This is a genomic window from Kitasatospora sp. NPDC028055 (assembly GCF_040637885.1).
Lineage (GTDB): Bacteria > Actinomycetota > Actinomycetes > Streptomycetales > Streptomycetaceae > Kitasatospora.
The window spans coordinates 145,061-156,813 of the sequence record NZ_JBEZXE010000016.1; the positions used below are offsets into that span (position 1 = coordinate 145,061).

The following is an 11,753-nucleotide window of genomic DNA, read 5'->3' on the forward strand; positions in this document are numbered from 1 at the left end:
TCCTCCCCATTTCCCAGGCCTCCCGGCCGCTCGCGTTCCTCCGATGCGCCCCTCCGACTCGACAGAGAGCCCTCCCCGGTCCTCGAGGACTTCTCCGAAGCGGCACCGAACAGCGACTGAAGCGACTCACCTCCGTCCTTACTCCGCAGAACCGATCCCACGCTCGAACCGCGTCTCCCCGGCCAGGACACGGTCCGCCTGCGCCACCACCCGATGGAAGCGACCGAGTACCTCAGTCGGAAGGGGTGGCTGCCAGGATGCAGCGACTGAGGAGCGCACGGCCGTGGAAAGCGGAGTGCAGGACGACGGCCAGCTCTGTTGATAGCGCTATCTGTGAATCTGGCTCTGACCGGAGTTCCGTGAATCCCGGGTCAGCGGCCTGCATGCAGGACGTTTCCTTACGGGATGACCTTCTGCTGGCTCTCCGCTCGATCGAGGATGTGCTGTTTCCCGGACGGACGGTATCGGGGTACGAGCTCACCGTCCCCGACAGTGACGGCAGCACGTTGTCGGCCACGCATCCGCGGGCGGTCGGCCGTGGTGCCCGGATCGTCGACGAGGTGCACTGGGACGGCCTGCCCGACGCCGGACCCGGCCGACCACCACCGGCGATCCTGTCCTGGTCCGCCCCAGGCAGGAAGCGCCGGAAAGGTAGCCGGCCCGCTGCGGACCCTGCTGAGTCGCGCCGCCGTCGCCCAGGTCGAGGTCGGCCGGCGGCCGCTGTCGGTCTATGACCAGCTCACCGGCACCCGTACCTTCACCAGTGCCATCCCCCAGACACGGACTCCGTAGAACGAGCTGGTCACCAAGCGCATCCGCACCACCGCCGCCAAGCTCGGCCTCCCCCACCTCGCCACGGAGCCGGACTCCTTCACCCGCCGGGCCGACGCCACCACGCTCGGATACCTCAGCGGCGATCCTCGACCGGCTCCTTCACCACTGCGACGTCATCTCGATCAACGGCCCGAGCTACCCGCTGAAGAACCGGCTCGCTGCCGACGGCGGCGGCGCAGTCCTGCAGGTCGTCCGCTACTTCAACGACACCGACCACGACGAATCGCCCAGCCACCCGGACGCTCCCTACGCCCCCAACCTCTTCGGCTGGCATCTCGACCGTGATGTCCTGGACTTCCTTGCCGCAGTCGACGCCGAGCTCGACGTGGACGAGTACGACATGACCCCGGGCGAGGGCACCATCTGAGCACGCGACCTCGTACATGCCGGGGCACAGGAGTCAGTACCCCGACAGACGGAGACCTCGTCGTCCCCGATGGCCTTCGCGAGCTGCACGTCGACACGGCAGCTCTGGCTGCGTAGGTGACCTGGCTCGGGCACGAGTTCTGTGGTGGTTGACACTGAGTGATGGCGAGGCGGTAGGAGTCGGTGCCGGTCTCGATGATGTTGCCGCCGAAGTCGATGGCTGCGGCTCGCTGACCTCACCGCGGACCATCCGCAGGACGCAGACCTCGTTCTCGTACGCGGGGTCCTCCTCGTCGCGCACGTGCAGCAGGCCGTACGAAGGGACTCGCGGATCTCGCCGATCCGTCGCTGGATGACCTCCGCGATCCTTAGCAGGCGGCCGTCTCAAGACGGATGTCGCCGTCGTCGGCGGTCTCCAGAACGTTGATCCACCCGTGGTACTCGAACATGAGGCGGCAGCCTCCGGACCCGGGACTCCCGCCGCCGGTGACGCAGCCGAGCTTGCAGGAACGGCGTGAAGGAACCCGGTCGAAAGCCGAACTGATCGAGTGCCCGGGAAGCTAGGCGCTCCAGAACGCCTCGGTCCCGCTGCCGACCTCGAAGTGCCACGAGCCCTCGTCAGGCTCCTCGATTTTCCGCGGAAAATTCCTGATCCCCTCAGCGGCAGGGCTCGAAAGCCGGTCACCCGCCGAAATCCGGTGGAGTCGCGTACCCGGCCGAGGTTCGATGTCCCTGTTCTCCAGGTCGGTCGCTTCGCGCGGTCTCCTGAAGACTTCCGACCCCGCCGACCCGCCTCGGAGGCCGAACCAGATGACCGACCAGATCCACGACAAGACGGCGAAGCGGTACGTCTACCTCGACCCGGACGGGTGCGGAGGAGGCTGGATGTTCGTCATCGTGGCTGCGCCCACCGGGGTCGTCTACCAGAGCCAGTGCGGCGGTTACGCCTGCGCTCAGTACGAGCAGGAGGGCTACCTCGTCCCGCTCTACGGAGCGGACCTGGACGAGGACCTGAACGCGATCTTCGTCGGCGAGCTGAAAGGCTGGGGTATGCGAGGGCAGGAGTGGCAGGCCGGGGTGCTCGACCGCTTGCGGACCGCCGTCGATGCTCTGGGGATCTACGGCTCCGGTCGTCACGACGTCTCCGGTCCACCGTCGCTGGTTCTCGACGAGTCCAGGCTCTCTGAGGCGGCCGAGGCGTGGATCCCGGTCATCACGCCTGACGGTCCCGGGGTACTGGTCTGGGAGAATTCCGACTGAGGTTGTCTCGCGACCACGTTCGTGCGCATGCCCGGATGTCCCGAGCAGCCGAGGCGGCAGTCCGCCGGCCACGTGGGCCGAGGATGCGTAAGCGGGCGATATCGATGATCGCTCAGTGGACGCAGTACCCCTGCATCGCCCACACAGCACGACACACAGCCCTGCCCGCTTCGTGGCCCCGGATTTTCCGCGGAAAATCCGGGGCCACGAAGCGGCATGCGGCATTCAGCACTGCCAACCCAAAGCCAGCGGCGATAGCCGTGAGGGCCTTCCCCTCGAGCCTGCACACATCGAACCAGGCACCGACTCCGCGTCGCTCTGCGGCTGGGTCTGCCCGGCCCATCGAGGTCCGCACCTCCCGGCCTGAGTGGTCGCTGTACTGGGTTGGACCCACCGACACAGCCCCTCCGTACGGGACCTGCCTCACCAGCGACCACTCCCCCGCAACGTTGACGGCCCCCTCCCCGAGCCTCTGAATTTTCCGCGGAAAATTCCGGGACGCGACCGTCGCGACCACCGGCCCGGTGGACAGCCCCCACCAGAGCAACCGGCCAGCAAGCATGACTCCGGGACAACCTGACCTGCCGGCAGGACCGCCATCCGGGAGCGTCGGACTCAGAGGCTGAGGCTGTCGGAGATCTTGGTGCCTGCGCCTGCGCCTGTGCCTGCGCCTGTGTCTGTGTCTGTGTCTGTGTCTGAGTCGCTGCCGAGCTTCGGCCCTACCCGGGGCCACTCGGATGTCGAGGCGTGGAGGGCCATCGTGGACGTTGCCGGGCTGCTGCTGTCGGAGGACAAGCAGTTCGTCGCCGCGTACGGCTCTGGCGTGGTCGGGGCCCTGGAGATCCCGGGTCTGCCCTTCGTGCGCGTGGTGACCTCACATCGGAGGCCTGACCGGCGGTGCGGGATCCTGTTCCAGTGGCGGTGACCGCCAGGGCGATCAGTCTCCTCGGGCCCCGGGAACGACCAGTCAGCCTGCAGGGTGGGTTGTCCGAGCCACTCCCTACGATCCCCCGGTGACCGACGACGAGACCATCGAGGCCTGCCGAAGGATCGCCCGGGACTGGGACGTTCCCCCACCCGCACCGCCAGAGGCGGTCGTCAAGGCGGAACGCGTCATCGGCTTCGAGTTCCCCCCGCTTCTTCGGCGCCTCTACACCGAGGTTTCCAACGGCGGCTTCGGACCCGCCGACGGCGTGCTGTCGGTCGACGTCGGGCAGTGCCACGAGCACATCACGGAAGCCTATGCGTACGGACCGGATCCGACCGGGGGAGTACCAGCCGGAGTGGTCCCGCTCTACGACTGGGCTGCACGATGTGGTCGATGGTCGACTTCCGCGACGCGGATGGCGTGATGTGGTCCCCGCGGTCGAGCGACTGCCTCGCAGCGTTCATCGATCTACTGGCCGCCAAGGAGCAGCGCCACTGGGGCGCCGGCCTGGGCGACTTCATCGACGACTTCTACCGCCTCTCCTGTTCACACTGCGATGCCGAGGTGACGATCGCCATCGGCGACTACGGGCGCTACTCGGCGATCAGGGACTGGCACCTCGGGGACGTCGATCGATGCGACCTGCAGCCGGCGTCCCCCGAGCACCTCTCGGGGATCGGGCGATGGATGGATGAGACTGCTGTCCGGGACGGCCAGGCGGCCCTCGCCGACGGCATCACCTGTCTCTTCGGCACCTGCGAATGCCCTCGCTGTGCCAGCGTGTTCAACATCGCGGACGAGTGCACCTTCGCGCCCGGGCCGGTAGATCACGGGCCTCGGCGCGGCGACGTCTCGGGGGAGCCATGACAGGTGGGGATCAGCTAACCGGAGCAGGCTCCTGTTCCGACGCCGAGCCGACGCTGTCGGCGGCGGCTCGGCGTCGGCGGCGTCCCCTGGGGGTCGGACTCACCCGCACTGCGAGGGTCTGCCCGTCCGTCGTCCCGCCCGGGGGAGCGCTCCTTCGGTCGGCCGATTTTCCGCGGAAAATTCTGAGCCGGGGGAGTGGGGGAGTCGTGGCCGGTGGCGCCTGTGTTCACCCTCTACCGATGCAGTGGCCCGGTACTGCAGACAGCATCACCCCCCACTGGTGACGGCCACGGGACGCGCACACCGGGCTTCCGTCACCGCCGTCCCGCTGGCATCGGCGGCTGGGATGTCAGTGCCATCGGAGATGCTCGGTGATTGCAGTCGCCGAACCAGGGGGTCCCCAGTTGCCGATCCGTATCGCCAGCCGTCGCCGTTCGATGGCCTCACTCACTGCGGCCTTCCCCGGCGCCGAGGTCATCGATGTCACCTCCAAGGCACCTGAGCCGTGGGTGCGGTTGAGCCCGTTCTACCCGCACGGAGACATCCCGATCCCCTACAGCGACGGGGAGACCAGTCAGTCCGTCGAGGGGATCTGGCAAGCCCTCAAGGTCTTCCAGGACTCCGACGTCGATCCCGCGAAGCTCCGGATCACCACGATGAAGGGCTTGAAGCGGACGGTCCGCCGGCACGGCCCCGTCCTGGGCCACCGGGCCGGTCTGGACAGCGACCGGCTGCTGCCCTACGAAGAGGCCCGGCGCAGGATCTACCTGCCCTCCTATCGGTGGATCCTCGAGCACCCCGTCGCCGATCTGGTCGAACGGCTCAGGGAGAAGGAGGACGTCGTCCTCCTGGACTACACCACCAACGGGGACGTCACCGATCCTGCGAGCCCGCTCTCCCACGCCGCGCTGATCCAGCTCCACCTCGAGGGGCGCTGGCCCGATGAGGGCGACGAGGTCGGGGCCTCCACCCGGACCACGGGCCGGACGCTATGACCGGACCAGTGACGGAGGCACTGGGTGGGCGGTGGGCTCTGTGGGCGCTCGGCCATGGACGAGGGATGGTGGCCCGCTGAATTTTCCGCGGACAATCCCGGAGGGACGTCGGGCAGCCGGGGCCGGGCCACGATCGGCCGCACCGGGCCGACTGGTCGGCCTCGCCACAACGAGTCGGGCGCGGTGCCTGACACCGCAGGGTGAAAGAGCGTCGCAGCACTGGTTGCCGGGAGCTTCCGGTTCCTGCGGCACCGGCGCTCGGCCGTCTCGAATTTTCCGCGGAAAATCCCGGGCACAGAACGGAGCCGTTGCCGATCCGTCGGCCGCCGAGCGACGGCCCAGGCTACTGATGCCCCCTTAGGGTGCGCAGCGACCTCGACGACCGCTGTCGCTCCGGCTGACGGGTGGGAGGAGTTCCATTGACCAGGCTCGGATTTTCCGCGGAAAATCCCGGGAGCCCCGTCGGCTTCGACGGCTCGGAGTGAGCCTGGCCGCGCTGTCCCCGCAGTAGCCGAACGAGACCATCCGCGCCGGACAGGTCCGGTGCTCCGCTGCCAGTACCCGCCAGGCCCCTCCAGCGCGATACGGAACGTGGTTGGACGCGATCGGTGGGGGCGAGCGCGTGGACGACGAGCACCCGGGCGGCGGGTGGGTGCCCGATGCCCGGCCCTACGGCACGATCCGGGCCCGCGAAGGGCGACGGATGGTGAGCGGATCGACCTGCCCGCCGATTTTCCGCGGAAAATTCCCGTCCTCGCTCCATACAGGGCTCAGTGGGCTCCTGGCACGGGATACACCTTGCGGCTCAGACGTCACGGCCCCAGCGATCGCCGGCGAACCGGGACAGCGCGAGCTCCAGGGCGGGCGGCATCACCTCGGTGGAGCCCAGCTCCCAGACCCGGACCCAGCCTCGCGCGTCGGTGAGGTGGCGCGGAGTGACAAGTCCGGTCACCGGCCTCATCACCAGGCAGTAGGAGACGTTCACACTGGGCGCGCCGTCCTCCGCGTTTCGACTGCTCCGGATCCGGCGAACCCGGACCTCCGTCACCTGGTCCCAACGCAGCCGCAGTCGGCGGCCGCCGTTGAGCTGCACGCCCTCGCTGTCGACGCGCAGCCGCGTCGAGACCACCCGCAACGCCAGTCCTCCCAGGACGAGAACGCTGAGCAGAACCAGTGCCAGAGGCCACCAGCGCAACAGCAGGAGCAGGCTCTGGTGCAGATCGGCACGGAAGCCGGGGCCCGAGGTCATCGGGGAGACCACCAGAAGGAAGACGGCGGTCAGCGCCGACAGGTCGAACGTGAGTGCCCGCAGGGCCCTGACGGTGCTCACACTGCTCCGGAGTACCACCGCGGGCGGCGCTTCGGAGCTGTCGGCCGTCCCGTCCGTCGTCACACCTGCGAGCCGGTCCCTGAGTGCCGCGTGCCGGAACTGGTAGACCGTGCCGACCCGCCGGAATACGCCCAGCCGGCGCCCCTCCTCGAGGAAGCCCAGAACGTCCAGTGGCAGACGACTCCGTCCTGCCAGGATGAGACGTGTGGCGTACCAGCGGCTCCATCGGCTGAGAGCCATCAGCACTGCGGCCGAGCACGACCAGGCGATGGCGAGCCCGCCGACGATGAGCAGCGGATCACCGCAGAGCCAGTGGAAGAACGCCAGGGACGTCCCTGCGACTGCTGGAGCGACGACCATGGATTCGATCAAGGCGATCCTGCGTTCGCCCCGCAGTAGCTGTGCCGGCCGAGCCGCCAGATCGACCTCGGACGAGCGAGTGAGCAGCACACCGGACAGCAGGGGAAGGACGAAGACACACAGGTACGCCGGGGTGCTTCCGGGCAGCGACACACTGACGGTCACCGTGGCGAGGGCGGCCGCTGTCAGGATCAACGGTCCGCTGCTTCCGGGCGCCGACCGCCGCGGGCGATCGTCGAAGCCGGTGAACAGGTGTCTCGTCACTACTCTTCCGAACGCCGTGGTGATGATGGCGGCCGAGGCGACGGCACCGAGTGCTTGGCCCACTCCCGCGATTCCGAGCCCGGCCCGTGGGGGAGAGGCACCGAGGAAGGCGGCGAGTCCTGCGAACGCGTAGCTCGTCGACGTGCCGCAGACGGCTGCGGCGACGATGACGACGACGCCCCAGACACCCGGTTCGGTCAGCAGGCTCCGCAGCTGCCACCACGCGATGGTGTGGGTACGTCGGCGGTGGAGTTCGGTCGCGAGGTAGCTGCAGTACACGGGCGCCCGGGAGGCATTCCAGCGTCGCACCGGCCCGGGGAGATGGGAGGGCCGTGGTCCCTGCGCGCAGACGGCGGGGATCAACCCGTCCAGGAGGTGGCCCTTGACGTCGGCCTGCGTGGGCAGCCGTTCCGTGTCGAGCAGCTCATGTGGGTCGGCCTCCTGCGGTGTGCGTAGACCGCCGCCGCGAGCCCGAGCATCAGGGGCGAGGAAAGGCCCTGGGCGACTGGGCCCTCGGGATCGTTCTCCAGCGCCTCGAAGACCGGCTGCCAAAATCCGAGGCGTTCCTGATCGCAGGGCTGGGCCAGGTAGCTCCTGCCGGTCCCGGGCGGGACCGGCAGGATACGCAGAACCGGAACGCGCTTCAGGAGAGGAGCCTCCTTGACGGCATCCTGGTAGGCCTCCGGCCTGGAGGTCAGAACCAGCTTCTCTCCGGTCTCGAACAACAGGTTCAGGGCCTTCGCGGCCTCCTTGTGGGTGAGCGGCAGCAGCTCGTCGAGACCGTCCAGGACCGGAACGATCCGGCGCTTGCGCACCAGCGACGTCACCACGTCCTGAGCGAGACCTTTGACGTGCTCTTCGTAGTCCTCGCACACCCGCGTGATGACCCAGTCCCAGAAGTTCACCTCCGGGTCCCAGTCCGCCAGCGACAGGATGACGGGAACATCCTCCCCGGAGTGCCGCTTCCCCTCCTCCAGCAGTCCGAGCACGAGCAGGACGGCGATGGAGGACTTGCCCGCCCCGGGCGGCCCGGTGATCACCAGTTGGTGGGGCGAGAGCGCCTTGGCACGCTCGACCAGACCGTCGAGCCCGACCGAATCAGCCTGCATCGCGCCTGGCCGACCTTCGTAGCCCTGCTCCAGCTCCCACGGAAGCGCATCGGAACATGCCCCCGCAGGCCGCGGACGTTGGCCTCATCCCGCCACTGGGCCTGGACCACGCTGGCCAGCCCGTCCAACACATCGCTCTCGGCCTCGGCGGCGGCAGAGCGTGCGGGGGAGGAGGAGCCCATGTAGATGTCGCGGGCGTTCCCTGTCTGGATCAGGTTCCGGATCGAACCCACGCTGTTGTTGTGTACCTCTCCAGTCATCTCGACATGCTGTCAGGCTGACGGGCAGAGGAGAGGGCCTTCCGGCGGGACTGGGGAGTGGGCTCCCCTCGGCTTCAGAGGGTTGGTGGAAGCTCAACCTCCGTGTTGCGAAGGTTCCCGTTCAAGGTGTTGAACATAAATGACATGACTAAACAGCTTCTATAGGTCAGAGGGCTGATCCCGTGCCCGCTCGCTCACGGACGTCCCGGCGCCGTCATCGCGCGGCCAGTCTCGACTGCGATGATTCAACTCGACAGCAAAGTTGACGCGAATGACCTTGGCACGTCCTGCCGCGCGCTCGGTCTCCCACGCGTGCCATGGGTACCCCGGCTGGCCGAGATCATGACGCTCGGCGACACCTGTGGGCACGGGGGGAGGTTTCGTGACCTGGAGCGATGCGGGTGATTTGCCTTTTCTTTGCATATTTGGTGCGCCGCCGGGGTTGAATCCGGACGGTGCGTCACGTCGTCACAAGGCAAGGCCTTGCTGACACGGCGCTAGGCGCGGGTCCGCTCCTCGAGGCGGCTGCCTTGCGGCAGGGTGACGCTCAGGATGTCGCCCGGGGCGTCCAGTTCGATGCGGTGCCAGCGCCCGCGTGGCACGATGACCGCCTTTCCGGCCGCCAGTTCGACTTCCTCCTGCTCCCCGCCCGCCTGCAGGGGCCGGAAGCAGAGGCGTATCCGGCCGGTGAGGCAGGAGACGACCTCGTCCGCGTGGGGATGGATTTCCCAGTGGTCGGCGTGGAGGTCGGCGTCGGTGGCGACGTGGAACGCCATCACCTGCCAGCCATCCCGCTCGGGGTCGAAGGTCGGCTGCTCGGCGCGCACCTGGCCGTCGGGGCGAAGGTGCAGAAAGGACTCGAAGAGATCGATCGTGGTGATGGTCATGTCGGTATCCCCTTCGCTCGGTTGACGTTCGTCCCTGGTCTGTGGCCGTCTCATTCAGGCCAGGGCGCGGCGCAGGACTGCGGCGAGCTCGTCGATCTGCCGCCGGGACACTTCGGCGGATACCGCCGCCTGTGACCCGTGGAAGGTGCCGGCCCACTGGTGCAGGTCGACGGGTACGCCGGCCTGCATGAGCCGCAGCGCGTAGGCGATGGCCTCGTCGCGGTTCGGGTCGAACTGCGCGGTGGCGATGTGGGCGGCCGGCAGACCGGACAGGTCGGTGGCCCGTGCCGGGGCGGCGTACGGTGAGACGGACGCCGCGTCCTGACTTGGGCCCAGGTAGTGCCGCCACGATGCGGAGACCTTCTCCCGTGTCATGAACGGAGTTGCGGTGAAGTGCCTTGCCGACCACATCTGCTGACGGTCGTCGAGCGCGGGCTGGTTGAGTAGCTGGAAGCGGATCGAGGGCCCCTGCCGGTCGCGTGCCCGTAGTGCGGCGGCGGCCGCGAGGGTCGCGCCGGCGCCGTGGCCGCCGATGGCGATCCGCGCCGGGTCGACGCCGAGTTCGCAGGCGTGGCCTGCCGCCCAGGCCAGCGCGGCGTAGGTGTCGTCGAGGGCGGCCGGATAGGGGTGCTCGGGGGCTCGGCGGTAGCCCACCGAGATCACCACGGCGCCGGATCCGTGGGCGACCCGGACGGCCCAGGGGTGCTCGGTGTCCAGATCTCCCATGACGAATCCGCCGCCGTGCAGCCACAGGATCGCGCCGTGGGCCTCTTGCGGGCGGTAGATCCGCACCGGCACCTGCGGGTCGGCGTCCACCGTGCGCTCTTCGATCTCCAAGCCGATGGTGTCGGGGGCGGGCGCGGCGGCGGCCAGCTGGGCGAGGCTGTTGCGCGCGGCAACGGGATCGCTCAAATCGGCCCGGGGGAACGCCGGGACGGCGGCTTTCAGCTCGGGATCCAGGCCGGTCAGCGGCGGACTCGCCATTTCGGCGAGACCGTTGGTCAATCGGGTGCGGCTGTCGGGCGGATTGCTCATGACGACCTTCCCTGAAGAGGCTGAACCAAAGAGGAAGTGAACGATGTTCACAGTGAACGATGTTCACGGTGAACGCTGTTCACGCTAGGGATAGGGTGGACCCCTGTCAAGCCGAGGGCGGGCCACCGGGCATCGGCGGCCGCCCATGAGAAGAAGGGAGCGTGCGCATGCTGCTGCGCCGGCCCAACGTTGTGACCGGGGCCCTCGACCTCCTCGACGCCGAGGGGCTCGACGGCCTGACCATGCGCAGGCTCGGCGTCGCGCTCGACGTCCAAGCCGGCGCGCTCTACCGCCACTTCCCCAACAAGGACGCACTGCTGGACGCGATGGCCGACCAACTGCTGGAAGGGGTCGGCGCGCCGCTGCCATCCGACCTGTCCTGGCCCGATCAGCTGGAGCTTCTGGGTGAACGGCTGCACACGGCGCTGCTGAGCCGCCGCGACGGCGCCCGGGTGGTCTCCGGAACCTTCGCCCCCGGACCGCACACGATGGCCGCGAGCCGCCGCGCGGCGCAGGTGCTCACCGAGGCCGGATTCCCGCCGAATCGCGCCTGGGAGCACACCTTCGCGGTGTTCTACTTCATCCTCGGCCACACCATCGAGGAACAGGCCCAGTCCCGCATGCCGACCGGCGACAACTGGACGGCACGTCTGGCGGCCGCCGGGCTGGACACCGACGACCCGCTCGCAATGGGACTGAAGACACTGGCCGCCACCAACCCCAGCGAGCGGTTCTCCAACGGCCTGCGCGTCTTCCTCGCAGGGATCCAGCAGCACGCACCCGAGGCCGTGGTCGGCCCGAACGAGGCAGCGACCACCCGCGATTCCTGATCTCCTTCTCAACAGGGCAAAGGGTCTCTGATGCGGCTAGGAGCTGTTCAGGGTTCGGATCTTGCAGTGACTCAGTTCCGGGCTGGTGTCTCTGGTAGAACTCGGGGTCGTGGCGCGTTTTGACGTGACGGATGCCGAGTGGGCCTTGATCGAACCGCATGTGCCGGTGGCGGCTACCGGGCCGCTGCCGCGGCGGGTCCGGGAGCAGTTCAACGGGGTGCTGTGGCGGTTTCGTACCGGCAGCGGCTGGCGGGACGTCCCCGAGCGGTACGGAGCCTGGACGACGGTCTACTCCCGCTTCCGCAGCTGGGTGGCTAGCGGGTTCTTCCAGCTCCTGATGGACGAGTTGATCGCGGAGGCCGCCTCGCGCGGGAAGGTCGGGCTCACGCTGGTCAGCGTGGACTCCACGATCGTGCGGGCTCACCACG

General features: G+C 68.5%; 11 protein-coding genes and 1 pseudogene. 8 read left to right on the forward strand and 4 right to left on the reverse strand.

Translation table 11 applies throughout. The annotated features are described in order from the left end of the window. Window positions 1-907: 907 nt before the first annotated feature. From AB0F71_RS18840 to AB0F71_RS18865, 6 genes and pseudogenes are all read left to right on the forward strand, one after another. Window positions 908-997, forward strand: a pseudogene (locus tag AB0F71_RS18840) (ATP-binding protein); the annotation flags it as partial. Between the two features lie 1,013 nt (window positions 998-2,010). Then, window positions 2,011-2,460 carry a DUF6210 family protein gene (locus tag AB0F71_RS18845; RefSeq protein ID WP_360235222.1) on the forward strand — a complete coding sequence of 150 codons (450 nt, stop codon included), beginning with the start codon at window positions 2,011-2,013 and terminating at the stop codon, window positions 2,458-2,460. A gap of 760 nt (window positions 2,461-3,220) precedes the next feature. Next, window positions 3,221-3,385 carry a hypothetical protein gene (locus AB0F71_RS18850; protein WP_360235225.1) on the forward strand — a complete coding sequence of 55 codons (165 nt, stop codon included), beginning with the start codon at window positions 3,221-3,223 and terminating at the stop codon, window positions 3,383-3,385. 88 nt (window positions 3,386-3,473) lie between these two features. Then, window positions 3,474-3,812, forward strand: coding sequence for a hypothetical protein (locus AB0F71_RS18855; RefSeq protein WP_360235228.1), 339 nt, complete (start codon window positions 3,474-3,476; stop codon window positions 3,810-3,812). Then, a complete protein-coding gene (locus AB0F71_RS18860) occupies window positions 3,782-4,255 on the forward strand; it encodes a hypothetical protein (protein WP_360235231.1) in 474 nt (157 codons plus the stop codon). Before AB0F71_RS18855 ends, AB0F71_RS18860 begins: the two co-directional genes overlap by 31 nt. A 437-nt stretch (window positions 4,256-4,692) precedes the next feature. Next, the gene (locus AB0F71_RS18865) at window positions 4,693-5,250 is read left to right on the forward strand and encodes a hypothetical protein (RefSeq protein WP_360235234.1); all 558 of its coding nucleotides are present in this window, start codon (window positions 4,693-4,695) and stop codon (window positions 5,248-5,250) included. An 805-nt stretch (window positions 5,251-6,055) separates the two neighbouring features. Here the strand turns inward: AB0F71_RS18865 and AB0F71_RS18870 are convergent. From AB0F71_RS18870 to AB0F71_RS18885, 4 genes are all read right to left on the reverse strand, one after another. Continuing rightward, on the reverse strand, window positions 6,056-7,483 hold the full coding sequence (locus AB0F71_RS18870) for a hypothetical protein (protein WP_360235237.1): 1,428 nt from the start codon (window positions 7,481-7,483) through the stop codon (window positions 6,056-6,058). A gap of 80 nt (window positions 7,484-7,563) precedes the next feature. Then, window positions 7,564-8,313 (reverse strand): NACHT domain-containing protein, encoded by a 750-nt coding sequence (locus AB0F71_RS18875; protein WP_360235240.1) that lies wholly within the window; start codon window positions 8,311-8,313, stop codon window positions 7,564-7,566. Window positions 8,314-9,070: 757 nt separating this feature from the next. Beyond that, the gene (locus tag AB0F71_RS18880) at window positions 9,071-9,460 is read right to left on the reverse strand and encodes a cupin domain-containing protein (protein WP_360235243.1); all 390 of its coding nucleotides are present in this window, start codon (window positions 9,458-9,460) and stop codon (window positions 9,071-9,073) included. A 54-nt stretch (window positions 9,461-9,514) separates the two neighbouring features. Continuing rightward, a complete protein-coding gene (locus AB0F71_RS18885; RefSeq protein WP_360235258.1) occupies window positions 9,515-10,420 on the reverse strand; it encodes an alpha/beta hydrolase in 906 nt (301 codons plus the stop codon). A gap of 242 nt (window positions 10,421-10,662) precedes the next feature. On the opposite strand from AB0F71_RS18885, the gene AB0F71_RS18890 reads away from it, so the two are divergent. Both AB0F71_RS18890 and AB0F71_RS18895 read left to right on the forward strand, forming a co-directional pair. Next, window positions 10,663-11,325 (forward strand): TetR/AcrR family transcriptional regulator C-terminal domain-containing protein, encoded by a 663-nt coding sequence (locus tag AB0F71_RS18890; protein ID WP_360235265.1) that lies wholly within the window; start codon window positions 10,663-10,665, stop codon window positions 11,323-11,325. A 145-nt stretch (window positions 11,326-11,470) separates the two neighbouring features. Further along, the coding region (locus tag AB0F71_RS18895) for a transposase (RefSeq protein ID WP_360235246.1) at window positions 11,471-11,753 on the forward strand (283 nt) is incomplete at its 3' end.